We start from the raw sequence: 24,983 nt of genomic DNA, 5'->3' as shown, positions 1-24,983 counted from the left end.
CGTGTCGCGTCGGCGGATGCGGTCGACGCCGCGGGACGGGGCGGCGGCCCGACGCATCGGCACGCCTACGGCGAACACCGCCGCATCGCGCCCGTCCGCCATGCGTTCCGCCGTTATTGTGGGAGGCATGAGCGAGGAACGGGACCAGCGGCAGAGCGTCATGCTCGCCGCCTTCGAGGGATGGAACGACGCCTGCCAGTCGGCGACCAACGTGATCCGGCATCTGCTGGGGCGCTACGAGGCGCGGGAGATACGCCACATCAGCTGCGACGGCTATTACGACTATCAGGTGTCGCGGCCGATGCTGTGCCGCGTCACCGGACGCCCCCGCATCATCTGGCCGCAGACCACGTTCTACGAGATCGCGCTCGCGCCCGATCTGCGCATCTACGCGCAGCTCGCACCGGAACCGAACTACCGTTGGCGTGAATACTGCCGGCAGAGCCTGCACATCGCCGACGAGTTCGACGTCGACCGCATCGTCACGCTCGGATCGATGTACGCCGACTGCCCGCACACGCGTCCGCTGCCGGTCGACGTCTCGCACGATCTCGACGAATGCGGCCGCAGCTGCGACTGCGGCGCGAACGACGGCGAAGGCGGGTACAGCGGCCCCGTCGGCATCCCCACGGTATTGGACGACATGGCGCGCGAGCAGTCGTTCGACACCACGTCGATGTGGGTGTCCGTCCCCCAATATACCGGCAACGACGACTGCGCGCCCGCCACGCTGGCGTTGCTGCGCCGTCTCGGCGGGGAGATCGGCTTCGATTTCGACGAGGGCGACCTGCCGTCGCTGGCGGACGCATGGAAGGCCAAGGCGTCGATGCTGCTCAGATGCAGCGACCAGCTGGCCGACTACGTGCATCATCTCGAACGCGAATGGGATCGCGCGGAGGAGGCGCGGAAGGCGGCCTCCGCCGACCCCGCCCAGGCCGAACGCCTCGTCAGGGAGGCGGAGGACTTCCTCAAAGGGCTGTGACGTGCCGCCGCGGCGTCATCCCAGCAGGGAACGGCACATGGAACGGTACTCGCCCACATAGCCGCCGCCGAAGAACACGCAGTGGCCGGCGATCGGGTACAGGCGCCACAGGGTCATGCGCTCCTGCCAGCCGGTCTTGAGCGGATGGACGCTCTGATAGCCGTCGAGGATGTCACGCAGGTAGGTCATGCCGAACAATCCCAGCATGGCGAGGTCCTCCTCGCGGTGGCCGCCGTGCGCCGCCGGGTCGATGAGCACCGCCTCGCTGTAGCCGCGGTCCGCGGTCCACATCACGTTGCCGCTCCACAGGTCGCCGTGCACGCGCGCCGGCTTGTCGGAGGCGGCGCGGCCGAGCAGGTCGGGCATCGCGTCGATCACCTGCTCGGTGAGCGCCATGTCCGATGCGTCGAGCTCCCCGCGGCGGATGCCGAGCTCCACCATCGGGCGGAGCCGGCCCTCCGCGTAATAGGCGACCGGGTCGTCCCATTCGCCGGTCGCCATCGGCACCGGATCCTGCAGCGGGCCGAAATAGCAGGTGCCGTCGTATCCGGCCGGCGCGGAGCCGAAATGCGGGGCGCCCGCATCGTGCATGCGGGCGAGCGCCGCGCCGAAGTCGTGCGCCGCCTTGACGGTGGGCATCGCGGAATGGACCTTCTCGATGTCGAGATGGTCGTCGCCCCAGCCGATCACCTGCACGACGCGCGGGCCGCCCTGCGGCATGGCCTCGCCGAGCCATTCAAGCCCCCTGCCCTCGCACTCGAAGAACCCCTTCGGCGCGTATCCCCTGCTCTTGCGGTACGTATCCATGAATTCGCTCCTTCGTCGACGGGCCCGGCCGGCCCGCGTCCTCGCCCAATTGTGGCCTCATTGTGTGCATTGTGCAAGACATCGTCCGTGGAACGCCGCGCATGAGCGCGGTCTTAGCCCCCTATGAGTACAGTGGTCATCGCAAATGACGAATACCGCAATATGCGAATACCCGAATTCCAGAGGTTAGAGGGGTCTATGAATTTCTTCCAGGCGATTTTCCTCGGTCTCGTCCAGGCGTTGACCGAATACCTGCCGGTGTCCTCCAGTGCGCATATCCGCATCATCGGCGACCTGATGATCGGCTCCGATCCGGGCGCCGCGTTCACCGCCATCATCCAGCTGGGCACGGAGCTCGCCGTGATCCTGTACTACCGCCGCGACATCATCCGCATCCTCGGCGCATGGTTCGGCTCCCTGTTCGGCCATGACGGCAAGGACTGGAAGTCGCGTCTGGGCGCGAAGAACCCGGACACGCAGATGGGATGGTTCATCATCATCGGCACGATGCCGATCCTCATCGCGGGCCTGCTGTTCAAGGACATGATCGAGACGACGCTGCGCAACCTGTGGATCACCGTCACCGTGCTCGCCGTGTTCGGCGTGCTGCTGTGGATCTTCGACAGCCGTTCCAAGCAGGTCAAGACGATGAACCAGATGACCGTGAAGGACGCGCTGCTCTTCGGCGTCGGCCAGATGCTGGCCCTCATCCCGGGCGTCTCCCGTTCCGGCGGCACCATCACGTTCGGCCGTGCCATGGGCTACACCCGCGAGGCCGCCGTGCGCGTCAGCTTCCTCATGGCCATCCCCGCCGTGTTCGGCGCTGGCATCCTGGAGGCCGTCTCCGCGGTGAAGGACGTGACCGCCTGCGACGCCACGAAGGCCGCGGACGCGTGCGCCGCGATCGGCGGGGCCGCCTGGCCGGGCTGGGGCCCGACCATCGCCGCCACGATCGTCGCGTTCTTCGTCGGCTACATCGTGATCATCGGCTTCCTCAAGTTCGTGAGCACGTTCTCCTACAAGGCGTTCGCCATCTACCGCATCGGACTGGCCGTGGTGGTCGCCGTCCTGCTCATCTCGGGCGTCCTGCCCGCCATCGATCCGTCCGTGGCCGGCTGACGGCTTCGCGCGCATAACGGAAAGGCCCTGTATCCACGGTTCGAGACATCGTGGATACAGGGCCTTTCCGCATGTCACCGGGAACGGCGGAGCGTTTTCCCGGCAGCGATTCAGCTCAACGCGTCCTTGAGCTTCGAGAAGAAGCCCTTCTTGCCGGACTGGCCGCCGGCGGCGGGGCGGGAGCTCTGCGCGACGTGGGTGGCGTCGCCGTCGTGCGAGGCGGCGAACCTCTCGATGAGGGAGCGTTCCTCGTCGTCGAGCCTGGTGGGAATCTCGACGGCGATGTGCGCGATGAGGTCGCCGCGCTCCCCCTGCGCGCGCATGCGCGTGACGCCGAGGCCCTTCAGCGTGACGGTGTCCTCGGGCTGGCATCCGGCGGGGACCGTCACGGTCTTCTCGCCGTCGAACGTGTCGATCTCGAGATCGTGGCCGAGCACGGCCCAGCTCATCGGCACGCGCACCCAGCAGTGCAGGTCGTCGCCGTCGCGGGTGAACTGCTTGTTGGAGCGGATGCGGATGTCCACGTAGAGGTCGCCGGCGGGGCCGCCGCCCTCGCCGACCTCGCCCTGGCTGGCGAGACGGATGCGGGAGTCGTCGCCGATGCCGGCGGGGACCTTGACGCCGACGCTGCGGGTGACGCGCACGCGGCCGTGGCCCATGCACGAGGGGCACGGCTTGGAGATCACGTCGCCGTGGCCTTCGCAGCGCTCGCACGGCGCGGAGGTCATCATCTGGCCGAGCATCGTGCGGACGACCTTCTGACGGTAGCCGCTGCCATGGCAGTCGGGGCAGGTGGTGGGCTTCGAACCATCGGCGGAACCGGAGCCGGAGCAGTCGGGGCACAGGCCGAACGTGGTGATGCGCACCTGCTCGGTGCCGCCGAACACGGCGGTCTTCAGATCGATGGTCATGCTGGCGAGCGCGTCGCGGCCGGGCTGGGTGCGCGGGGTGGGACCCTGCGAGCCGCCGCCGAACGCGCCGCCGAAGAACGTGCTGAACACGTCGCCCATGTCCCCCATGCCGCCGAAGCCGCCGGCGCCGAAGCCCGCGGAGGCGTTGGGGTCGTTGGAGTCGACGCCGGAGTCGTACATGCGGCGCTTGTCGGGGTCGCTCAGCACCTCGTAGGCGTTGTTGACCTCCTTGAACTTGTCCTCGAATTCGGGACCGGCGATGTCGGGATGGTATTTGCGGCTCATCCGGCGGTACGCCTTCTTGATCTCGTCGTCGCTCGCGGTGCGGTCGACGCCCAGCACCTCGTAGTAGTCTGCCACGGTTCGTTCGTTCCTTTATGTATTAGGCCTGTGTCTGTTGTTGCTAGCGGGTTATTGTGCCATAAGGAGGGGTCAGCGGAGGCGGTCAGCCCGAGGTCGTCGGGCTTCCGTCCGCCGCGCGTCCGGGAGGGTCGCGGTGGGATGGGTCGCCGTCGGCGAGGAAGGCGGTCAGGTAGCGTGCGACCGCGCGCACGGCGGAGATGGTGTTCGCGTAGTCCATGTGGGTGGGGCCGATGGAGCCGACGAAGGCGAGCGGCTCGCCGCCGGGGCCGTGGACGGCGGCTATCGCGTCGCCTGCATCGTCCGAATCGCCCCCGGAAGGGACGGATGCGCCCTCGGCTTGTCCCGTCTCCCGCGGCCGGTCTTCGCGTGCCGTCTCGTCGCCCGTCTCGGTCCTGCCGTAGCCGCTGGTGACGACGGCCGCATGGAGCAGCCCGGGCGTGTGCGTCTCGGATCCGATGGCCACGCCGACGCCGTCGCCGCGCGCAGTCTCCTCGCTCAACGCGCTCATCAGCTTCATCAGCACGACCTGTTCCTCCAACGCGTCGAACAGCGGCGCGAGGTCGGCCATGGTGCGCTGGTGGGCGAGGCTGGATGCGCCGGACATGTACAGTTCGCTGCCGCGTTCGTCGTCGTGCATCGCCGAGAACGCGGCGGCGAGCTGCCCGGCGAGCGCGTCCGTCTCGCGGAACCGCGGGTCGGCGCCCAGCGCGCGGATGCGTTGCGACGCCTGCGCGAGGGACAGGCCGGCGCATTCGGCGTTGACGGTGTCGGTGAACAGGCCGAGCAGTTCGGACGAAGGCATGTCGGGGGCGACAATCGTGTGCTGCGCGACACGCCCGGTGTCGGTGATGACGACGGCGAGCAACGTAGCGGTCGCGACGGGGACCAGCTCGACGTGGCGCAGTACGGAACGCGCGAGCGACGGCGAGGCGACGACGGCGACCTGCCCGGTGATGCGGGCGAGGAGGCGCGCGGCGCGTTGCAGCGTGTCCTGCAGGCTCGCCGATCCGGACAGGAAGCCGTCGATGCCGCGACGCTGCGCCTTGGACAGCGGCACGACGGTGGCGAGACGGTCCACGAAGTACCGGTAGCCCTTCTCGGTGGGCACGCGTCCGGCCGACGTGTGCGGCTGGATGAGGTAGCCTTCCTCCTCGAGCGCGGCCATGTCGTTGCGGACGGTGGCGGAGCTGACGCCGAGGTCGTGTTGTTTGGTGAGCGCGGCCGAGCCGACCGGCTCCTGTGAGCGGATGTAGTCTTCGACGACGGCGCGCAGGACCACCATGCGTCTTGTCTGCGGCATGCGCACCTCCTTGCGTTACGTACCCGGCGGGTACTGTTCATCCATGATTCATGTCGTGTTCCGCGGCGCTTCACGCGATGGCCGCGGACGCGTCGCGACACGCGCATGCGCGGCCGGGGCGGCGGTTTCTCCGTCGTTCCGGGAGCCCGGAATCCGCGCTCCGCATGCGTTTGCGCCGTATCCATTGTATTAGCACTCGCCCGTTTCGACTGCTAACGCGTTCGTCGCCAGCGAAGCGACACATATTGTGAACGCTAACAGAACAGAAGTTACCAAAACACGCCAAAATCACAACGCTACGTCGCGAAATGAAGGTAGCATGGATAGCGCAATGTGAGGGCGACAGCGCCCGGCACAAGCCGGACACGCGGCCCGACCAAGCGGAAGGAAAGACATCCATGACCGAATTCAAGGAGACCGAGCTGGACGAGCGCGCCATCAAGATGGCCAAGGTCCTGTCGGCCGACGCGGTTGAGAACGCCGGTTCCGGCCACCCCGGTTCCCCCGTCTCCCTGGCGCCCATCGCCTACACCCTGTACCAGCACTTCATCAAGCACGATCCGAACGATCCCAACTGGGAAGGCCGCGACCGCTTCATTCTTTCCGGCGGCCACGCCTCCCTCACCCAGTACGTCCAGCTCTACTTCTCCGGCTACGGCCTGACCCTGGACGACCTCAAGCACTTCCGCGGCGGCGCGGACACCCGTACCCCGGGCCACCCGGAGTACGGCCTGACCCCGGGCATCGAGATGACCACCGGCCCGCTGGGCCAGGGCTTCGCCTCCGCCATCGGCTTCGCGTACGGCGAGCGTTTCCAGCGCGGCCTGCTCGACCCGGAGACCCCGAAGGAAGACTCCCCGTTCTACCACAAGATCTGGGCCATCTGCGGTGAAGGCGACATCGAGGAGGGCATCTCCGGCGAGGCCGCCGCCCTGGCCGCCAACCAGAAGCTCGGCAACGTCACCGTGATCTTCGACGCCAACCGCATCCAGATCGAAGGCGACACCAACCTGGTGCTGGCCGAGGACGTGCTCAAGCGCTTCCAGGCGTACGGCTGGTACACCGACGAGTTCAGCTTCATCCAGCCCGACGGCTCCTACAAGGAGGACGTCGAGGGCCTGGCCGACGTGATCGCCAAGGCCGAGGCCGCCGCCCCGGACCAGCCGAAGCTCATCAAGGTCGACACCCTCATCGCGTGGCCGACCCCGGGCAAGACCAACGATCCGTCCTCCCACGGCTCCAAGCTGGGCGCCGAGGCCGTCGCCGGCCTCAAGAAGATCCTCGGCTACGACCCGGAGGAGAACTTCCACGTCGACGAGGAGGCCCTCGCCCACGCCCGCAAGGTCGCCGAGCGCGGCCTCGAGGCCCACAAGGAATGGGACGAGAAGTTCGACGCCTGGCGCAAGGCCAACCCGGACAAGGCCGCCCTGTACGACCGTCTGAAGGCCGGCGAGCTGCCGGAAGGCTTCGACAAGGCCATCGACGACCTCGAGGCCACCTTCGAAGTCGGCAAGAACGTCGCCACCCGTGGCGCCTCCGGCTCCGTCCTCAACGCCATCGCGGCCGTCATGCCGGAACTGTGGGGCGGCTCCGCCGACCTCGGCGGCTCCAACAAGACCGACCTCAAGGGCGCCGCCACCTTCGCTCCGGCCGAGTGCGCCACCAAGCAGTGGCCGGTCTGCAGCGAGTTCGGCCGTCAGCTGCACTTCGGCGTGCGCGAGTTCACCATGGGCTGCATCACCAACGGCATCCTGCTGGGCTCCCACACCCGTCCGTTCGGCGGCACGTTCTTCATGTTCTCCGACTACGAGCGCTCCGCCGTCCGTCTGGCCGCGCTGATGGAGATCCCGAACCTGTACGTGTGGACGCACGACTCCGTCGCCGTCGGCGAGGATGGCCCGACCCACCAGCCGGTCGAGCACCTGGCCTCCTTCCGCGCCATCCCGCAGCTCGAGGTCGTCCGCCCGGCCGACGCCTTCGAGACCGCCGAGGCCTACCGCTACTTCTTCGAGAAGAAGAACACGCTGCCGGCCGCCATGGTGCTGTCCCGCCAGGGCATCCCGGTGCTCGCCGAGACCGCGGCCAAGGCCAAGGACGGCGTGCGCAAGGGCGCCTACGTCCTGGTCGACACCGAGGGCACCCCGGACGTCATCATCATGGCCACCGGCTCCGAGGTTCAGTGGGCCGTCGCCGCCGCCAAGACCCTGGCCGGCGAGGGCGTCAAGGCCCGCGTCGTGTCCGTGCCGTCCGTCGAATGGTTCGAGGAGCAGGACGCCGAGTACAAGGAGGCCGTGCTTCCGGCCGCCGTCAAGGCCCGTGTCTCCGTCGAGGCCGGCGTTGCCATGCCGTGGTACAAGTACCTCGGCTCCTACGGCAAGCCCGTCTCCATCGAGCAGTTCGGTCTGCAGGGCGATGGCGCGCAGAACATGATCGACCTCGGCATCACCGCCGAGCACGTGGTGGAGGCCGCCAAGGCATCCATCGCGGAGGTCGAAGCCGCCAAGTGATCCGTCGGGCGGCGTCACCGCGTCGTGCGTGTATGACGCGGTGACGCCGCCCCTGCCCCAATCACATATCAGATGTGTTCCATGCGAAAGCGGCATGGAACGGTTAGGAAGGAAAACAATGACTGAAGCAACGCAGCGTACGTCCGACTCCGGCGTCTCCATCTGGCTGGACGACCTGTCCCGCTCCCGCATCGAGTCCGGCTCCCTGCAGGACCTCATCGCCAACAAGAACGTCGTCGGCGTGACCACCAACCCGTCCATCTTCCAGAAGGCCCTGAGCCAGGTCGGCCCGTACGACGAGCAGCTCAAGGAACTCGGCAAGGTCGACGTCGAGACCGCCATCCGCGAGCTCACCACGACCGACGTGCGCAACGCCACCGACATCTTCCGCGAGATCGCCGAGAAGACCGACTTCGTCGATGGCCGCGTGTCCATCGAGGTCGACCCGCGTCTGGCCCACGACACCGAGAACACCGAGAAGCAGGCCGTCGAGCTGTGGGAGAAGGTCAACCGTCCGAACGCGATGATCAAGATCCCGGCGACTCTGGAAGGCCTGCCGGCCATCACCGCCACCCTGGCCAAGGGCATCTCCGTCAACGTTACCCTGATCTTCTCGCTCGAGCGCTACGAGCAGGTCATCGACGCCTTCATCGAAGGCATCGCCCAGGCTGATGCCAACGGCCACGACCTCAAGCACATCGGCTCCGTCGCCTCCTTCTTCGTCTCCCGTGTGGACACCGCGGTCGACAAGCAGCTCGAGGCCCTCGGCACCGACGAGGCCAAGGCTCTCGAAGGCAAGGCCGCCATCGCCAACGCCCGCATCGCGTACGAGCTGTTCGAGAACAAGTTCGCGAACGACCCGCGCTGGGCCGCGCTGGAAGCCAAGGGCGCCAAGAAGCAGCGTCCGCTGTGGGCCTCCACCGGCACCAAGAACCCGGCCTACTCCGATTGCGTCTACGTCGACGAGCTCGTTGCTCCGTTCGTCGTGAACACCATGCCGGAGAAGACCCTGAACGCCCTCGCCGACCACGGCAACGGCGCCCCGACCATCAAGGGCACCTACGAGGAGTCCCACGCCGTCATGGCCAAGCTGGCCGACCTCGGCATCGACTTCAAGGCCGTCACCGACAAGCTCGAGGCCGACGGCGTCGCCGCCTTCATCAAGTCCTGGGATTCGGTCATCGCCGACGTGCAGTCCGGCATCGACCGTGTCAACGGCTGAGACAGGCGCACGCATGCGGATGCCATGCGTCCACATAACGGCTGAATAGCTGGAATCACAAGGCTCCCGACCGCAAGGCCGGGAGCCTTTGCGGTTATGGTGGCACTCGGAAACACACGGCGAGGAGGAGGTTCCATGGATGGACCGTCCCCGCCGCACGAACACGGCGCCGGAAACGGACGACCGGAACAAGGAGGCCTATCGCATGCATCTGACCGCAAGGCAACGTCTGGTGATGACGTTCACGTTCTTCTCGATGTTCTTCGGAGCGGGCAATCTCATCTTCCCGCCGTTCGTCGGGGCTCAGGCCGGTTTCGCCATCATGCCGGCCGGCGTCGGATTCATCGTCTCCGCGGTCGGCCTACCGATCCTCGGCGTCATCGCCGTCACCTTCGCCGGCGGATTCGACGCGCTCGCCTCGCGCGTCTCCCCCGGTTTCTCGTTGTTCCTGGGTCTCGCGATCATCCTCACCATCGGCCCGTGCTTCGCGATTCCCCGCACCGCGACCACCTCGTTCGAGATGATGGTGGCGCCGTTCACGCCGGATTCGTCCACGTGGGCGGCTCAGCTGGTCTACTCGGCCGTGTTCTTCGCATTGGCGTTCGTCTTCGCCCAGCATCCCGAACGGCTGTCCAAGGTGCTGGGACGTTTCATGGGCCCGCTGTTGCTGACACTCATCGCCATCCTGTTCGTCGCATGCCTCGTCCACGGCGGCACGGCACCACACCCGAGCGGCGACTACGCGACGAACCAGCTGGCACGCGGCTTCCTCGACGGCTATCAGACGATGGATCTGCTCGCCGCACTGTACTTCGGCATCGTGATCTCCGCGAACATCCGCGCCCAGCAGGTCGACGACGAGAACGAAGTGCGCCGCGAGACCGCATTCGCCGGAATCGGCACCGGTGTGCTGCTCGTCATCATCTACGGCGCGTTGAGCTATGTGGGCGTCGTGTCGGGCGGCATCACGGCGATCGACTCCTCCACGGACACAGGCGCGACCGTGCTCACCAACCTCACCTCGTCGGTGTTCGGTGCCTCCGGCACCGCGTTCCTCGGCGTCGTGTTCGTCATCGCGTGCCTCAACGTGTGCACCGGGCTGATCTGCACGTGCGCCACCTACTTCCACACGAGGTTCCGCACCATCGCGGGGCGTGACGTGAGCTACCGCGCATGGCAGGTGATCTTCACCGTGTTCAGCTTCATCGTGTCGAACGCCGGGCTGAGCGCGATCATCAAGGTCTCCGTGCCCGTGCTGTCCGCGCTCTACCCGCTCGCCATCGTGCTCGTGCTGCTCGCGCTGACGCATCATGTGTTCGGAGCGCATTTCCCGCGCGTCTACCCATGGACGATCCTGCTGGCCGCCGTCCCCTCCGTCGCCACGTGCATCGCCTCGCTGGCCGTGGTCTTCGGCGGATCGCTGCCGTGGCTCGATTCCCTGCTCCTGCTGCTGCCGTTGCAGGAGCAGCAGCTGGGATGGCTTGTTCCCGCGCTCGTGGGAGCCGTCGTCGGCATCGTGGATTCGCTGCTGCGACCTCCGACAGACGCCCGTCCCACCCGTCCGTGACATGTCCCGCCGGCGACGACTACTATGAGGGTGAGTCAACGAGTCCCCGATGATGAACAGGAGCGTTTTCATGGGTGAAGTGGTCACCGACAAGGACAGGGAATACGAGGCGGAGGAGCGCGCGAGCGCGCCGGGGGCCGACCAGGCGATGGCCGACCGTGTGAACAACCGTTCGCTGCGCCCGCGTTCCGAGGCGTTCAAGGAGTTCATGCGCTCCGGCTGGGCGGACGACGAGCCGGACATCAAGCCGCTCGAATCCTCGAAGTACACCCCCGCACGTCTCAAAGCCCTGGGCGCGGCGTTCCCCGGCGAGCGTCTGGTGATTCCGGCCGGACAGCCCAAGGTGCGCAACAACGACTGCGACTACATGTTCCGTCCGGATACGGCGTTCGCCTACTACACGGGTCTCGGCGTGGACTACGAGGCGGGCGCCGTGCTCGTGCTCAATCCGGTCGCCCCGGATTCGCCCGAAGCGAAGGCCGGCGAGACGCATGTGCCGGAGCTGTTCGTCGCCCCGCGCGCCGACAATTCCACCACCGATTTCTTCATGAACGCGCACTACGGCGAATACTGGGTGGGGCCGCGCGCCGGTCTCAAGGAGATGACGGCGATGACCGGCATCGAGACCCATGACATCGCCCAGCTGGCCGACGCCCTGTCCAAGGACGTGGGCGGCGAGGCGGGCGCGGTGCGCGTGCGCGTCATGCGTGAGACCGATCCGCAGATCACCGCCCTCGTCGAATCCGTGCGCGAAACGAACGGCGCTGCCGACCCCGACCGCGATGCCGCGGCGGACGACAAGCTGCACGAGTTCACGTCCGAGGCGCGCATGGTCAAGGATGCGTATGAGATCGGCGAGATGCGCAAGGCCGTGTCCGCGACGAAGGCCGGTTTCGACCGTCTGCTCTCCTCCTTGCCGAAGGCGCTCGACAAGCCCCGGTCGGAACGCATCCTCGAAGGCGCGTTCAACGCGGTGTCGCGCGAACTGGGCAACACGGTCGGTTACGATTCAATCGTCGCCTCCGGCCCGCACGCCCCGATCCTGCATTGGATGCGCAACACGGGCGTCGTGAAGTCGGGCGATATGCTGCTCGTCGACGCCGGCGTCGAGGTCGATTCGCTGTACACGGCGGACATCACCCGCACCTTCCCGACGAACGGGAAATTCACGGATCTGCAGAAGCGCCTCTACCAGGCGGTGCTGGACTCCCAGCAGGCCGGGTTCGAGGCGGCGAAGCCGGGTGCCACGTACTCGGACATCCATCACGCCTGCATGCGCGTGATCGCCGAGCGCCTGCACGAATGGGGCCTGCTGCCGGTGGACGTGGAGGAGTCCCTCTCCCCCGAGGGCCAGCAGCATCGCCGTTGGCTTGCATGCGGCGTGGCGCACCATCTGGGACTCGACGTGCACGACTGCGCGCAGGCGCGGTTCGAGTCCTATCAGGGCGCGACGATCCGTCCGGGCATGATCTTCACCATCGAGCCGGGCCTGTACTTCCGCGAGGACGACCTGCTCATCCCGCCGGAGTACCGTGGCATCGGCATCCGCATCGAGGATGACGTGCTCATGACCGAGGACGGCCCCGAATGGATCTCCGCCGGCATCCCGAAGCAAATCGACGACGTCGAGGAGTGGATGCGCGAACGCGCCGAGGCCGCAGGGAAGGCCATCGCATGACGACCCCGCAGTTCATCCTGGATCTGAGGAAGAAGATCGGCCATGACCCGTTGTGGCTGATCGGCGTGACCGGCTGCGTGCTGGACGATCAAGGCCGCGTGCTGCTCGGCCGCCGTTCGGACACCGGCGAGTGGGCGATGGTGTACGGCATCAACGAACCGGGCGAGCAGCCTGCCGACACGGTGGTGCGTGAAATCAAGGAGGAGACGGGCGTGGATGCGGTCGTCACCGACCTGGTAGCAGTCACCTCGGATACGCGCGTCATCACCTACGCGAACGGCGACAACGCGCAATACATGGATCATTCGTTCCTGTGCGCGTTGAAGCCGGGCGGCAACGCGGAGCCGTTCGTCGGCGACGACGAAAGCCTGTCCGTCGGATGGTTCCCCATGGACGAACTGCCCGAGCCTCTGGCGCGAAGCACCGTGGAACGTCTCGCCCTGTTCCGCACCTACATCGAGAACAAAGCCGCGGGTGACGCCCACGCGCTCTTCGTGTTCGACGGCGAACGCCGATGATTCCCAGCGCCGACCTGCCGGTTTCCCGCCGGACGGGTCGGCGCTTTCATACGCCTCGTATAATGGGGAGACATCATCGATAGACAGTGCGTCCGGCGGTTACGGGGACGCGCATCCGCCCATCAACGACGACGGAAACGGATGCCTCAGGCAAGGAGATGTCGCATGACCCCGCAGACCCGCACACGGCCATTGCCGCTGATCGTCCACGGAGGGCACCCCGGCAAGGCCAGTCCGTCCGACGTGCGACGCATGAACCGTACGCTCATCTTCAATCTGCTGTTCCCCTCAGACGCGCGCTCGCGGGCCGAGTTGAGCCGTATCACCGGATTGTCCCGCGTCGCCGTATCCGATGTGGTCAACGGCATGATCGATGAGGGACTCATCCGCGAGAGCGGACACGCGACGAGTGTGAGCGGCAAAGGCAAGCGCGCCACATTGCTCGCCGTCGATCCGACGCGATTGCACGTCATCGGCGTCGACCTGTCCCAGGATCGTCTCGTCGAGGGGGCGGTCACCGATCTCAGGGGCACGCCGCAGAATCACATGGAGATCGCGCTGGAACCCGACGCGAGCATGGATCCGGACGATATCATCCGGCTCGTGGACCGGCTCGGATCCGATATCGACGGCGACTCGCTCATCGGCATCGGCATCGCCACCCCCGGAGTGGTCAGCGACGGCGTCATCCGCGAATCCACGGCGTTGGGATGGCGCGACATCGATCTCGCCGCCGCGGTCGGCGCACGGTTTCCCGTTCCCGTGACCGTGGTCAACGATACGATCGCCTCCATGATCACCGAACGGTTCTTCGGCGATGCCGAATCGAACCTTATGTTCGTGAAAATCGGCCGGGGCATCGCCGCCGCGACGCTCATCGACGACGTGCCGGTGCTCGGCGAGCATGACGCGGGCGGCGAGATCGGCCATATCGCCCTCGACCCGGATCAGGGGCCGCCATGCCCATGCGGCAAACACGGTTGCATGGAGACGCTGATCGGCGCTCCGGCGTTGAGGGCACGCATGTCCGGAGCCGACGCGAACGGCAGGACGGCGGTCCTGCAGGATGCCGGCTCGTACTTCGCCTCCGCGATCGCCATGCCCATCGGCCTGCTCGACATCGACGACGTATGCGTGTACGGCCCCGCCGACATCGTCAACGGCACGTTCCTGGACGCGGCGCAGAACCGTCTGGACGCGATGACCGTATCCGACTTCCACGAGCGCACCCGCATCAGGCGATGCCAGCAGGGAGCCGGCATCGCCTTGCGCGGGGCCGCCGTAGCCGCGACGATGCGTCATCTCGAATCGGCATGACACGGGAGCGCTCAGCCACATCAGTCCGTCACATAGCACTTCAACCAGCGCGACACGCGTACATCGACACGACACGCCACATGAAATCTTAATTGCGTTCATGCATTAACCGCGTTAATATGTCAGCGAAGTTCAGATTCAACGACGAGCGGACAGCCGGTCAATCGCGCAAGGAGGTGTCGAGATGAACAGCAGCACACAAGCCAACACCACGACATCCCAGGCGACGGTGGCGGAATCCAATCGTTCCCGCGTACTCCAGCACCTTTACCACAACGGGGTCAGTTCCAGGGCTCAGATCGCCAAATCACTGAACCTCACCCCCGCCGCCATCACCAAGATCACCGCACAGCTCATCGAAGCCGGCGCGATCGAGGAAACCGGCGACATGGAAGGCGCGAAGAACCGCCGTTCCATCGGACTGATGCTCGACACCGAACGATTCCACATCATCGGTGTCAAGTTCGCACGTTCGCTCGTGCAGGTCGGCGTGTTCGACCTGTGCGGCAACACGCTCGGCCTTGAGGACCTGCCGCCGGTCACCAACGAGACCATCGGCGAAGCCGTCCGTCTCATGCACGTTCGGCTCCAGTCGCTACTCGATGCCGACCCCTCCATCATCGCCATAGCCATGGCCGTACCCGGCCCCTACATGCGTGACGAAGGCCGCACGGCCGTCGTCTCCTCCATGCTCGGATGGCGCGACGTCAACTTCATCGAGGAATTCGGCCACGCCTTCCGTGTACCGGTGTTCGTCGAGCAGGACGCCCGCGCAGGCGCGCTCGCCCACTATCTGTTCGATCCCGAATCGCACGGAGAGGACGACATCTCCTACTTCCTCGTCGGCGAAGGCGTCGGCCTGGGAGTCATCGAGAACGAACGCATCATCAACGGCGCGCTCGGAGCCGCCACCGAAATCGGCCACGTCTCCATCGATATCGACGGCAAACCGTGCGACTGCGGCAACCGCGGTTGCCTCGAACGCTACTGCTCCACCCCCGCCATCCGGGAGATGCTTATCGAGGAGGGAGGCCCCGTACCCCACGCCGAATTGATGAGCAACACGGATGCGGCCCGCGCCTTGTTCGCGCTTGCACGGGAAGGCGTCGACAGCGCCGTGAAGATGGTCCGGCGCATCGGCCGATACATCGGCTACGGATGCGTCAACATCTTCAACACGTTCAACCCCCGGCTCATCATCATCGGCGACATCGTCTCCGAAGCGGGACACCTGCTGCTCGACGAAGTGCAGGCCACGGTGCGCAGCCGCTCGATCCGCGAGATCTGCGACTCCACCGAAATCAGACTGTCCACCATGCCCACCGACGCGACCGTATGTGGTACCGCGGCGGTGGCGGCCACCCAGTTCCTTGATCACCCCTCGATGTTCTTCGATCTGAGCTGACCGCGAAACCCAAGATTTTCCATACGGAAAAACAACAGAAGGAAAGGAACCACCATGTCCAAGCCCATCGTTCTCTCCCTCGGCGAACTCCTGTGGGATATGCTCCCCTCCGGCAAGCGCGCCGGCGGCGCCCCGGTGAACTTCGCCTACCACGCGATGATGAACGGCGCGGACGGCTACTCCGTCTCCGCCGTCGGTGAGGACGAGCTCGGCGACGAGCTCCTGGCCGAGACCGCCAAGGCCGGCATCCACGCCGTCATCCAGCGCAACGCCTGGCCGACCTCCACCGTCGAAGTCGAGCTGCGCAACGGCATCCCGGAGTACACCATCGTCAAGGGCGTCGCCTGGGATCACATCCTGTACACCAAGCAGCTCATCGAGGTCGTCGAGCAGGCCGACGCCGTCTGCTACGGCACCCTGGCCCTGCGCTCCCCCGAGTCCCACGCCACCATCACCGAGCTGCTCAAGCACACCAAGCCGGGCGCGATGAAGTTCTTCGACATCAACCTGCGCGGCGACCACTACTCCAAGGAGCTCATCGAAGAGCTGCTCGAGGCCGCCACCGTGTTCAAGATCAACGACGAGGAGCTGCTGCTCCTGCGCGACATGTTCGACATCCGCGGCACCTCCGGCGAGGACGCCTGCCGTTGGTTCCTCGAGCAGTACAAGCTCGACTACGTGATCCTGACCGCCGGCTCCGCCTACTCCACGATCATCTCCAAGAACGGCGAGATCTCCACCGTGGACACCCCGCGCGTCGAAGTCGTCGACACGGTCGGTGCGGGCGACTCCTTCTCCGGCACCTTCACCGCCCGCATCCTGCTGGGCGACACGCTCACCGAGGCGCACCGCAAGGCCGTCAACACCGCCGCCTTCGTGTGCACCGCCAACGGCGCCTGGCCGGAGTACCCGGCTCACATGACCGACTACCTGGCCGAAGCCGGCAAGTGAGTCCGTCCGCCGCATGACGCGGCATCGTGACCGTCCTGTCGCATGACGCGAAGGACGGTCACCCGCCACCTTTCCTTGGCGCCCGTTTCGCGCCGGGACACCGCCGTCCCAGCATCACTTGCTTTTCGACGACCGTCCCGGCGCGGGGACAAAACCCGCCGCCCAAGGCAAGCCATAACTGAATATCGATTATTTCGTCAGTCTCATTACAGGAAAAAGGGAATTATTACAATGAGCAACGAAACCACCAAGACCGGCAATGCCGGTTTCGCCAAGATCGCCCCGGTGATGCTGGCGTTCTTCGTCATGGGCTTCGTCGACCTCGTCGGCACGGCCACCAACTACGTCAAGGCGGAGTTCTCTCTGGCCGACGGCACCGCGAACCTGTTCACCACGATGGTGTTCTTCTGGTTCCTCATCTTCTCCGTGCCGACCGGCATCCTCATGAACAAGATCGGCCGCCGCAAGACCGTGCTGTGGTCCATCCTCGTCACGCTCGTGGCCATGGCCCTGCCGATCATCGGCTACGTCGCCTTCTCCGGTACCGCCCGCCTCGTCCTGATCGTCATCTCCTTCGCGTTCCTCGGCATCGGCAACACCCTCATGCAGGTGTCCCTCAACCCGCTGCTGACCGTGTTCGTCAAGGGCGACAAGCTCGCCTCCACGCTGACCACCGGCCAGTTCGTCAAGGCCTTCGCCTCCCTGTTCGCTCCGTACATCGCCGCGTGGGGCTTCAACCAGCTCAACATGTGGTGGATCCTGTTCGTGATCTACCTGGTCGTCGGCATCATCGGCTACATCTGGCTCGCGTTCGACAAGATCGACGAGCCCGCTCCGGACGCCGGCACCACCACCATCGGCCGCTGCTTCAAGCTGCTGTTCTCCGACGGCATCGTCTTCCTGTGCTTCCTCGGCATCGTCGCCCACGTGGGCGTCGACGTCGGCATCAACGCCCAGGCGCCGCGCATCCTCATGGAGCACACCGACATCGCCCTGACCGTCGCCACCAACGCGACGATGGTCTACTTCATCGCCCGTATGATCGGCTGCTTCACCGGCGGCATCGTGCTCCAGAAGATCAGCAACAAGCTCGGCATGCGCATCTGCGGCGTCATCATGACGCTGTCCGCCGTCTGCTTCGCCGTGTTCACGCTCACCCCGAACGACCCGCCGCAGTGGCTGTTCTGGACCGCCGTCGCCCTCGTCGGTTTCGGTAACTCGAACGTGTTCTCGCTGTTCCTCTCCCACGCGCTCATGTACCGTCCGGAGCGCCAGAACGAGATCTCCGGCCTCATGCTCATGGGCCTCATCGGCGGCGCCATCTTCCCGCCGATCATGGGTGTCGCGGCCGACGCGGCCGGCCAGTTCGGTGGCATCATCGTGATGGCCGTCGGCTGCGTCTACGTGCTCGTCATCGGCTTCGGCTACAAGCTGATCGAAGGCAAGAAGGCCGAGGCCTGATCGCCTTCGCCGAGGTGAACGGTCCACGACCGCGAACCTGACCTAAGGGGTGGGGTTCTTCCGGAAATCGTTTCCGGAAGAACCCCACCCCTTTTCATCGTCTCCGCATGCGTCTCCGGATGCGCAGCGTCGCCAGCTGGAACGGGCCGAAGACGAGCGGCACGCCGTCGCGTCCGGCCGGCGTCTCGATCTCGAGCGCGCGCGGCAGATCCGGTCCAGGAGGTTCCTCCTCCAACAGATCGGTCTCCATGACCGAGCATCCGTCAAGCGCAGGATCGAGACGCAGCGTCACCTTCGCCCGACCGCCCGCCGCCTCGACCAGACGCAGGATGATGTCGCCGGAATCATCGTCGGCGGGCTTCACCCAGTCGAGCACCACCAGGCCTCGCATGTGGTCGAGCGAGGCAAGCGGCGCGACATCGGCCAGACCATCGACATCCGACGTGTTGAGCCGCACGGCCTCGGCAAACGTCGCCGGCATGTCCGCCGCGGCGAGCACCGACCAGTCGAACGAGTGCCGTCCCATGTCGGCATCCGGATCCGGATATCGCGGAGAAGACAGCAACGACAACCGGACCATCACGCCGCCATAGCTCCCCTGCATCGGATCGCGGCGGACCGACGACACGTCGGCACCGTAAGTGGACCCGTTCACGACGGCGACCGCGTACCCGGTCTCAGCGACGCGCACGAACCGCCCCGTGCAGCTCTCGTATGCGGGATTCTCCCCGAGCGGACCGGCCGTGACCGGCCGTTCCACGAATCCGTATGGGCATTCGAACCGCGCGCGGTCAGTGCGCACGGCCACGGGAACGTCGACCTTGAGCATACGCTCCTGCGCATGCCAGTCCACATCGGCGTGGAAGTCGAGCGAGCGAGCGTCCGGGCGCAACACGATGCGCGTGCGGATGCGCACGCCGTCCGTCGCGACGATGCCCACGGCCGTCGCCGTGCCGTCCGCCGCGACGGCGACATCGGCGAGTGCCGCATCCGTGAGCGGCATGGCGGTGTCGAACGCGTCGCGTTCCAATTCCCATGCGTCCCATTGCGACGGCTCGTCGCGCAGCAGTTCGTAACGGCCGATGGCCGTCCCCTCGGGCACGATCTCGCGGTCGACGGCGAGGTCGATCAGGGAGTTCACGGCGCCTTCCGTGGTGATGTGCGCGCGCAGCAGGCCGTTGTCGAACGTCACGCCGGCGTCGTCGCGCGTGACGCGTACCGGACGTTCGCATTGTCCAGTGTCGCAGCGGGAACCGTCGCGTGCCGTCGATGTCCCGGACGCGTTCGGTAGGGTGGCATCGCATCCTTCCCGTTCCGTGACGGCTTCATTCCTGTCGGCGATGGCGGCGTCGCGCAGCAGCGCACGCGTCGTCTCCGTCGCGAGTTCATGCAGCCGTGCGATGTCCTGTGCGTAGACGTCGCGCGCTTCGCGGTGGACGCGGGCGATGCCGGTGCCGGGCAGGATGTCGTGGAACTGGTTGACGAGCAGACGTTTCCAGATACGGTCGAGTTCGGCGCGCGGCGGCTCATAGCCGGGAACGTGCACGAGCGCCGTCGCAACGAGACGGTCGACGACGCGCAGCAGGGATTCCTCCTCTCGGCAGCGACGTTTCATCTCCTGCTGCGCCGTGTATGTGCCGCGGTGAAGTTCGAGGTAGAGTTCGCCGCGTCGTACGGGTGTCTCGTTCTGCACGTCGTCGACGATGTCGCGGTGCAACGCGGCGAACAGCTGGTCGGGTGTGCCGAAGGCGACCTTCGGGGCGCCTTCGAGGTCGTGCGCGCGGCGGATTCGCGCGGCCATCTCTCGGGTGGGACCGCCTCCTCCGTCGCCGTGCCCGTAGAGGATGATCGCGTCGTCCACAAGGTCCTTGTCGGTGAGGTCGCGTTGCGAGCGCATGAGCTCGTTCATCTCCATCGTGGATCCGTAGGTGGCGGACGGCGGCATGTGGACGAGGATGCGCGTGCCGTCGATACCCTCCCACAGGAAGGCGTGATGGTCGGGACGGTTCGTGTCGTTCCAGGAGAGCTTGTTGGTGAGGAACCAGTCGAATCCGGCGCGTCGGGCGATCTGTGGCAGAGCGGCGTCGAAGCCGAACGAGTCGGGGAGCCAGACGCCGCGCGGTCTCACGCCGAGATGGTTGCGGCAGTAGGAGAGACCGGTGGTGAACTGGCGTACCAGCGATTCACCGGTGGGCATCATCATGTCGGCTTCGACCCACATGCCGCCTACGGGGATGAACCGGCCTTCGTCGATGCGATGCAGCATCCGGGCGAACAGGTCTGGATGGTCGTGTTCGAGCCACGTGTAGTGTCGGACGGAGCTCATCGCGAACGTCATGTCGGGGTCCTCGTCCATGAGGGCGAGCACGTTGGCGACGGTACGCGCCACCTTGCGCCGGGTCTCGCGCATCGGCCACAGCCATGCGGTGTCGATGTGCGCGTGGCCGACGGCGACATGCCGTACCGCGCTCGCGGCGGCCGGCGCGGCGAGCACTCCGGCGAGTTCGGCGCGCGCCTGCGGGACGGTGGTCTCGCGGTCGTGTTCGTCGTAGGCGTCCAACGCGCGTTTGAGCGCTTTGGCGAGCCGCCATCGTCTCGGATCATCGTCCGCGAGCTCGCGGACGAGACCGGACGCCGTCTCGAGGTCCATCATCAAGGCGAACTGGTCGCGGTCGAACTGGGTGACGTCCATGCGGTTCACCGTGTACGGCAGATCCCGTATGCCGGTGGGATCGCCGCCGAGCGTCGTGGGAGCGAAGCCGGTGGACTCGCTCAGGTCGGGATTGCACGCGGCTTCGAGGTAGAGCGTGAACCGACCGTCCTCGTCGAGACCGGCGATGTCCGTGCCGTCGGCGCGGATGAGCGGCACCCACCGGTTGCGGGGATTGACGGCTTTGACCACCGTGCCGTAGGCCCGGTAGACGAGCCCTTCCGCTTGGAATCCCGGCCAGTCCGGACGGTTCCAGCCAAGGTCCGTCACGAGTTCCACGTCGCGGCCGCGGGTCGCCGCGCGATCGACGCGACCGGTCACCTCGAACCAGGTGGTGCCCCACGTCGTCCCCCATGGCCCGGGTATCGGGAACGGCCGGAATTCCGCGGTTCCGTTTCGGGCGCGCGCGAGGAACGCGGAGGCCGGCTCGGGCTCGCCTGGATTGTCCGCCGCACGCACCGTGCACGCGGACATGGTGACATGGACGTATGGCGCGACGCGTTGCGCGATGACACGGTCGCACCGTCTCAGCTCATGTTCCGGATCGAATCGCATGGTGCAGGCCGGTCCGGACTAGTTCTGCCAGTAGGTGCTGAAGAAGTCGGCGATCTTGGCGGTGGCGTCCTTGAGGATCTCGATGCGCGGCAGATAGACGATGCGGAAATGGTCGGGTTCGCCCCAGTTGAAACCGCCGCCGCGCGTGATGAGGATGCGCTGGTCGTGCAGCAGGTCGAGTGCGAACTGCTCGTCGTCGTGGATGTTGAACCGCTTGACGTCGATCTTCGGGAAGATGTAGAACGCGGCCTTCGGTTTGACGGCGGACAGGCCGGGAATCTGGTTGATCGCGTTGTAGATGTATTCACGCTGCTCGTAGAGGCGTCCGCCGGGCACGATGTAGTCGTTGACGCTCTGATGGCCGCCGAGTGCGGTCTGCACGATGGACTGGGCGGGCACGTTCGAGCAGATGCGCATGTTTGCGAGCATGTTGATGCCCTCGATATAGTCGCGGGCGATGCGCTTGTTGCCGGACAGGACCATCCAGCCGACGCGGTAGCCGGCGATCATATGCGACTTCGACAGGCCGGAGAACGTAATGCAGAACAGATCCGGGGCGAGCGAGGCGATCGACGTGTGCGTGAGCCCGTCCATGACGAGACGGTCATAGATCTCGTCGGAGAAGATCATGAGATGGTATTCGCGCGCGAGGTCGACGATCTGCTGCAGCACCTCCTTCGGGTAGAGCGCGCCGGTCGGGTTGTTCGGGTTGATGAGCACGATGGCGACGGTGCGGTCGGTGATCTTGGAGCGCATGTCGTCGATGTCCGGATACCATTCGGACTGTTCGTCGCACACGTAGTGGACGGCGGTGCCGCCGGCGAGGTTCACGCAGGCGGTCCACAGCGGATAGTCGGGGCTGGGGATGAGCACCTCGTCGCCGTCGTCGAGCAGGGCGGACATGCACAGGTTGATGAGCTCGCTCACGCCGTTGCCGGTGTAGATGTCGTCGATGGTGACGTTCGGCAGGTTCTTGAGCTGCGCGTACTGCATGATGGCCTTGCGCGCGGAGAACAGGCCCTTGGACGGCGAATAGCCTTCGGTCTCGGTGAGCTGGTGGGCCATGTCGTAGACGACTTCGTCCGGCGTGCGGAACCCGAACGGCGCCGGATTGCCGATGTTGAGTTTGAGGATATGCGTGCCGTCGGCCTCCATGCGCGCCGCCTCGTCGACGACGGGGCCGCGCACGTCGTAGAGGACGTTGTCGAGCTTGTGCGACTTGCCGAAGGTACGGCGACGGGGCACGAACGACTCCCCGGTCACGGACGGCGCGGCCGGCGACGACGTTGACGCGGCGGACTGTCCGGTCGCTTCGGCGGCCGGCGCGGCCGACCGGTCCGACACCTCGGAGGATGCCGGGACACGGTCCCCCCTGAGCCAGTCCACATCCACGCTGAGCGCGGTGGCGAGGAACTCGAGGATGTCTTCGCGGGGCATGGTCTTGCCGGCGACATACTGGCTGATGTGGCTTTTGCCCATCTTCACGCCCTGATCTTCGGCGGCGCGCACCAGGTCGACCTGCTTCAATCCCCTGTCGTTCATCGCCTCGTGAAGCCGTTCCGCGAAAGCCGTTGTGGACATGTCTTCCTCCAAACCACAAAGTTCAATATCCATATTGAACATTGGTTCATAACCTAGAGGAAGTTCAAGACAAGTTCAATTTCCCTCATGGCATGGTTTCACATGACGGACGACGACAATTGAACTTACTGTCCGGAGCGCCACGCCACGATCACAGCAGATGCGTTTCGATCCACTTCGCGACGCCGTCCTCGTCATTGGGCGGGCAGATCTCGTCGGCGATGGCGAGCACCTGCGGATTGGAGTTCGCGACAGCGACGGAACGGCCGGAGAACCGCATCATGTCGATGTCCACGAGATCGTCGCCGAATGCGACGACGTGTTCCGGGGCGACGCCCATATGATCGCACAGGACGTTCAACGCGTCACGTTTGTTCGCCTTCGGGTTCATGAGCATGTACAACGTGCCCTCGGAAACGGACAACGCGAAGTCGTCGGGAATCAGACCGAGGAGCGTCTCACGCTGCTCTCCTTTCGGGAACGCGATGATCTTGTCGGCGATGCCCGCGGGCACATCCGTCTCGGTGAAGTCGGTCAGGCGCCAAGTCTGGGTCTTCCAGTAGACGCTCACGTCGAAGTTCGTGTACCTCACGTCGTCCATGACGATGCCGACTTCGAGGTCGGGCATCGCGGCAAGCAGGGACCGGCACACCTCGCAGGCGCGAGACGACGAGAACCCGATCTTCCTGAGATGCCCGTCGGCGGGCAGACGGCCCGAAGTAAGCATGCCGTAGTCGGATTTCGCGGGGTCGAGGTCGATGAGGGCGCCGTTGAGATAGATACAGGCGTCGACCGGCAACCGTTCCGCGATGGCGTAGCCGGTGCTCACCGGTCTGGCCGTGGCGACGGCGAACCGGTAGCCGGCGTCATGCAGTCGACGCACCGCCTCGATGGAGCGTTCGGTCAGATGCCGTCCCTCGAACGTGGGGGCGCCGTGCAGGAGCGTGCCGTCGAGGTCGGCGACGATGAGCTTCGGTGCGCGGGCGGCGTTCACAGCAGACCCTCGCAGTAGGAGCGGACGAGTTCGGCGGAATGATGCAGCTTCGCGTGCTCCTCGTCGGTGAGCTCGAGTTCTACGATCTCGTTGGCGCCGTTGGCACGCAGTTCGGTGGGGACGCCGAGGAACACGTCATGCTCACCGTATTCGCCGTCGAGCAGCGTGGAGACGGGGACGATGCGTCGTTCGTCCCACAGGATCGTCTGGACGATGCCGGCGACGGTGGAGGCGATGCCGAAGTTGGTGCCGCCCTTCGCGGCGACGATCTCGTTGCCGCGCATACGCGTCTTGCGTTCGATCTCCTCGGTGGAGACGGAGGCGAAGCGGCTGCGGTTGTCCGCCAGGAACTTCGCGAACGGCTTGCCGCCGAGCGAGACGGTGGACCATGCGGCGAACTGGGAGTCGCCATGCTCGCCCATGACGAAACCGCCCACGTTGCGCGGGTCGAGGCCTGTCTCCTCGCCGATGATGGTCTTGAGGCGCGAGGTGTCGAGCGCGGTCCCGGTGCCGAGCACCTGCGTGCGCGGCAGCCCGGAACGCTTCCACGCATACCATGCCATGACATCCACCGGGTTGGAGACCATGACGATCACACCATCGAAACCGGATGCCATGACGTGATCGACGACGTCGCCGACGAGTCCCACGGTGAAGCCGAGTTCGGCGAGACGGGTCGAATTGGCCGGAGGCTTGCGGCCGACGGTGATGACGACGATGTCCGCGTCGGAACAGTCGGCGTAATCGCCCATGCGGACCTTGACGTGACGGTCCTGGAATTCACTGCCGTCGTCAAGGTCGTGGCTCTCCCCCGCCGCCTTGGCTGCGACATGGTCGATGAGGACGAGCTCGTTGCACAGGCCGTGCGTGACGATGGCGAACGCGGCGGTGGCGCCCACCTGACCGGTGCCGACGATGACGACTTTGTTGCGGTTCATGGTGACCATTGGTGTACCCTTCCGATTCCATGCGGAGCCGCGCCGTCGGGGCCGGACCCGCCATAACGAATACGACCCATGGCCGGATGCCGGTCAT

General features: G+C 65.9%; 18 protein-coding genes. 11 read left to right on the top strand and 7 right to left on the bottom strand.

Going from position 1 to position 24,983, the window contains the following annotated elements; genetic code table 11:
* The first annotated feature begins 127 nt into the window (after positions 1 to 127).
* The gene (locus tag Uis4E_RS08465; RefSeq protein WP_165784925.1) at positions 128 to 982 is read left to right on the top strand and encodes a PAC2 family protein; all 855 of its coding nucleotides are present in this window, start codon (positions 128 to 130) and stop codon (positions 980 to 982) included.
* Positions 983 to 997: 15 nt separating this feature from the next.
* Here the strand turns inward: Uis4E_RS08465 and Uis4E_RS08460 are convergent, their stop codons facing one another.
* Complete coding sequence (locus Uis4E_RS08460) at positions 998 to 1,789, bottom strand: fructosamine kinase family protein (RefSeq protein WP_101622740.1); 792 nt, start codon at positions 1,787 to 1,789, stop codon at positions 998 to 1,000.
* A gap of 198 nt (positions 1,790 to 1,987) precedes the next feature.
* On the opposite strand from Uis4E_RS08460, the gene Uis4E_RS08455 reads away from it, so the two are divergent.
* Complete coding sequence (locus Uis4E_RS08455) at positions 1,988 to 2,908, top strand: undecaprenyl-diphosphate phosphatase (protein WP_101622739.1); 921 nt, start codon at positions 1,988 to 1,990, stop codon at positions 2,906 to 2,908.
* Positions 2,909 to 3,018: 110 nt separating this feature from the next.
* On the opposite strand, the gene dnaJ is transcribed toward Uis4E_RS08455, so the two are convergent.
* Together dnaJ and hrcA are read right to left on the bottom strand one after the other, a co-directional pair.
* Positions 3,019 to 4,179 (bottom strand): molecular chaperone DnaJ, encoded by a 1,161-nt coding sequence (gene dnaJ / locus Uis4E_RS08450; RefSeq protein WP_101622738.1) that lies wholly within the window; start codon positions 4,177 to 4,179, stop codon positions 3,019 to 3,021.
* An 85-nt stretch (positions 4,180 to 4,264) separates the two neighbouring features.
* Positions 4,265 to 5,464 carry a heat-inducible transcriptional repressor HrcA gene (gene hrcA, locus Uis4E_RS08445; RefSeq protein WP_423734933.1) on the bottom strand — a complete coding sequence of 400 codons (1,200 nt, stop codon included), beginning with the start codon at positions 5,462 to 5,464 and terminating at the stop codon, positions 4,265 to 4,267.
* A gap of 416 nt (positions 5,465 to 5,880) precedes the next feature.
* On the opposite strand from hrcA, the gene tkt reads away from it, so the two are divergent.
* The 9 genes from tkt to Uis4E_RS08400 all read left to right on the top strand — a co-directional run bounded on the left by tkt (position 5,881) and on the right by Uis4E_RS08400 (position 18,108).
* Complete coding sequence (tkt, locus tag Uis4E_RS08440; protein ID WP_034526114.1) at positions 5,881 to 7,989, top strand: transketolase; 2,109 nt, start codon at positions 5,881 to 5,883, stop codon at positions 7,987 to 7,989.
* A 118-nt stretch (positions 7,990 to 8,107) separates the two neighbouring features.
* Positions 8,108 to 9,211 (top strand): transaldolase, encoded by a 1,104-nt coding sequence (gene tal, locus Uis4E_RS08435; protein WP_034526112.1) that lies wholly within the window; start codon positions 8,108 to 8,110, stop codon positions 9,209 to 9,211.
* Positions 9,212 to 9,416: 205 nt separating this feature from the next.
* Positions 9,417 to 10,778, top strand: a complete 1,362-nt coding sequence (gene brnQ / locus Uis4E_RS08430; RefSeq protein WP_101622798.1) for a branched-chain amino acid transport system II carrier protein — start codon at positions 9,417 to 9,419, stop codon at positions 10,776 to 10,778.
* Positions 10,779 to 10,848: 70 nt separating this feature from the next.
* Positions 10,849 to 12,456 carry an aminopeptidase P family protein gene (locus tag Uis4E_RS08425; RefSeq protein ID WP_101622797.1) on the top strand — a complete coding sequence of 536 codons (1,608 nt, stop codon included), beginning with the start codon at positions 10,849 to 10,851 and terminating at the stop codon, positions 12,454 to 12,456.
* Positions 12,453 to 12,974 (top strand): NUDIX hydrolase, encoded by a 522-nt coding sequence (locus Uis4E_RS08420; protein ID WP_101622736.1) that lies wholly within the window; start codon positions 12,453 to 12,455, stop codon positions 12,972 to 12,974. The genes Uis4E_RS08425 and Uis4E_RS08420 overlap by 4 nt, the downstream gene beginning before the upstream one ends.
* A 165-nt stretch (positions 12,975 to 13,139) precedes the next feature.
* Positions 13,140 to 14,291 carry an ROK family transcriptional regulator gene (locus Uis4E_RS08415; RefSeq protein ID WP_101622735.1) on the top strand — a complete coding sequence of 384 codons (1,152 nt, stop codon included), beginning with the start codon at positions 13,140 to 13,142 and terminating at the stop codon, positions 14,289 to 14,291.
* Between the two features lie 184 nt (positions 14,292 to 14,475).
* Entirely contained in the window at positions 14,476 to 15,696 is a 1,221-nt protein-coding gene (locus Uis4E_RS08410) for an ROK family transcriptional regulator (protein ID WP_101622734.1), read from the top strand.
* A gap of 54 nt (positions 15,697 to 15,750) precedes the next feature.
* Positions 15,751 to 16,647 carry a carbohydrate kinase family protein gene (locus Uis4E_RS08405; RefSeq protein ID WP_101622733.1) on the top strand — a complete coding sequence of 299 codons (897 nt, stop codon included), beginning with the start codon at positions 15,751 to 15,753 and terminating at the stop codon, positions 16,645 to 16,647.
* A gap of 231 nt (positions 16,648 to 16,878) precedes the next feature.
* Positions 16,879 to 18,108, top strand: coding sequence for an MFS transporter (locus tag Uis4E_RS08400; RefSeq protein ID WP_101622732.1), 1,230 nt, complete (start codon positions 16,879 to 16,881; stop codon positions 18,106 to 18,108).
* Positions 18,109 to 18,202: 94 nt separating this feature from the next.
* Here Uis4E_RS08400 and Uis4E_RS08395 read toward each other — a convergent pair whose 3' ends face one another.
* From Uis4E_RS08395 to Uis4E_RS08380, 4 genes are all read right to left on the bottom strand, one after another.
* The gene (locus Uis4E_RS08395) at positions 18,203 to 21,373 is read right to left on the bottom strand and encodes an alpha-mannosidase (protein WP_101622731.1); all 3,171 of its coding nucleotides are present in this window, start codon (positions 21,371 to 21,373) and stop codon (positions 18,203 to 18,205) included.
* An 18-nt stretch (positions 21,374 to 21,391) separates the two neighbouring features.
* Positions 21,392 to 22,954, bottom strand: a complete 1,563-nt coding sequence (locus tag Uis4E_RS08390; protein ID WP_101622730.1) for an aminotransferase class I/II-fold pyridoxal phosphate-dependent enzyme — start codon at positions 22,952 to 22,954, stop codon at positions 21,392 to 21,394.
* Between the two features lie 151 nt (positions 22,955 to 23,105).
* Complete coding sequence (locus tag Uis4E_RS08385) at positions 23,106 to 23,948, bottom strand: HAD family hydrolase (RefSeq protein WP_101622729.1); 843 nt, start codon at positions 23,946 to 23,948, stop codon at positions 23,106 to 23,108.
* Positions 23,945 to 24,895: an L-lactate dehydrogenase gene (locus Uis4E_RS08380; protein ID WP_101622728.1), complete on the bottom strand. Its 951-nt coding sequence runs from the start codon at positions 24,893 to 24,895 to the stop codon at positions 23,945 to 23,947. Before Uis4E_RS08380 ends, Uis4E_RS08385 begins: the two co-directional genes overlap by 4 nt.
* Positions 24,896 to 24,983 lie beyond the last annotated feature (88 nt).

It is taken from the genome of Bifidobacterium parmae (assembly GCF_002860365.1).
GTDB lineage: Bacteria > Actinomycetota > Actinomycetes > Actinomycetales > Bifidobacteriaceae > Bifidobacterium > Bifidobacterium parmae.
Note: the sequence above shows the minus strand (reverse complement) of the source record. Positions and strands in the feature narration are given on the sequence as shown.

What these genes read in the sequence shown, in the direction of transcription:
- Uis4E_RS08390 (WP_101622730.1), bottom strand. Translation starts at nt 22,954, where the DNA reads ATGTCCACAACGGCTTTCGCGGAACGGCTTCACGAGGCGATGAACGAC.
- Uis4E_RS08395 (WP_101622731.1), bottom strand. Translation starts at nt 21,373, where the DNA reads ATGCGATTCGATCCGGAACATGAGCTGAGACGGTGCGACCGTGTCATC.
- Uis4E_RS08455 (WP_101622739.1), top strand. Translation starts at nt 1,988, where the DNA reads ATGAATTTCTTCCAGGCGATTTTCCTCGGTCTCGTCCAGGCGTTGACC.
- brnQ (WP_101622798.1), top strand. Translation starts at nt 9,417, where the DNA reads ATGCATCTGACCGCAAGGCAACGTCTGGTGATGACGTTCACGTTCTTC.
- tal (WP_034526112.1), top strand. Translation starts at nt 8,108, where the DNA reads ATGACTGAAGCAACGCAGCGTACGTCCGACTCCGGCGTCTCCATCTGG.
- hrcA (WP_423734933.1), bottom strand. Translation starts at nt 5,464, where the DNA reads ATGGTGGTCCTGCGCGCCGTCGTCGAAGACTACATCCGCTCACAGGAG.
- Uis4E_RS08465 (WP_165784925.1), top strand. Translation starts at nt 128, where the DNA reads ATGAGCGAGGAACGGGACCAGCGGCAGAGCGTCATGCTCGCCGCCTTC.
- Uis4E_RS08410 (WP_101622734.1), top strand. Translation starts at nt 14,476, where the DNA reads ATGAACAGCAGCACACAAGCCAACACCACGACATCCCAGGCGACGGTG.
- Uis4E_RS08415 (WP_101622735.1), top strand. Translation starts at nt 13,140, where the DNA reads ATGACCCCGCAGACCCGCACACGGCCATTGCCGCTGATCGTCCACGGA.
- tkt (WP_034526114.1), top strand. Translation starts at nt 5,881, where the DNA reads ATGACCGAATTCAAGGAGACCGAGCTGGACGAGCGCGCCATCAAGATG.
- Uis4E_RS08425 (WP_101622797.1), top strand. Translation starts at nt 10,849, where the DNA reads ATGGGTGAAGTGGTCACCGACAAGGACAGGGAATACGAGGCGGAGGAG.
- Uis4E_RS08400 (WP_101622732.1), top strand. Translation starts at nt 16,879, where the DNA reads ATGAGCAACGAAACCACCAAGACCGGCAATGCCGGTTTCGCCAAGATC.
- Uis4E_RS08405 (WP_101622733.1), top strand. Translation starts at nt 15,751, where the DNA reads ATGTCCAAGCCCATCGTTCTCTCCCTCGGCGAACTCCTGTGGGATATG.
- Uis4E_RS08460 (WP_101622740.1), bottom strand. Translation starts at nt 1,789, where the DNA reads ATGGATACGTACCGCAAGAGCAGGGGATACGCGCCGAAGGGGTTCTTC.
- Uis4E_RS08380 (WP_101622728.1), bottom strand. Translation starts at nt 24,895, where the DNA reads ATGGTCACCATGAACCGCAACAAAGTCGTCATCGTCGGCACCGGTCAG.
- Uis4E_RS08420 (WP_101622736.1), top strand. Translation starts at nt 12,453, where the DNA reads ATGACGACCCCGCAGTTCATCCTGGATCTGAGGAAGAAGATCGGCCAT.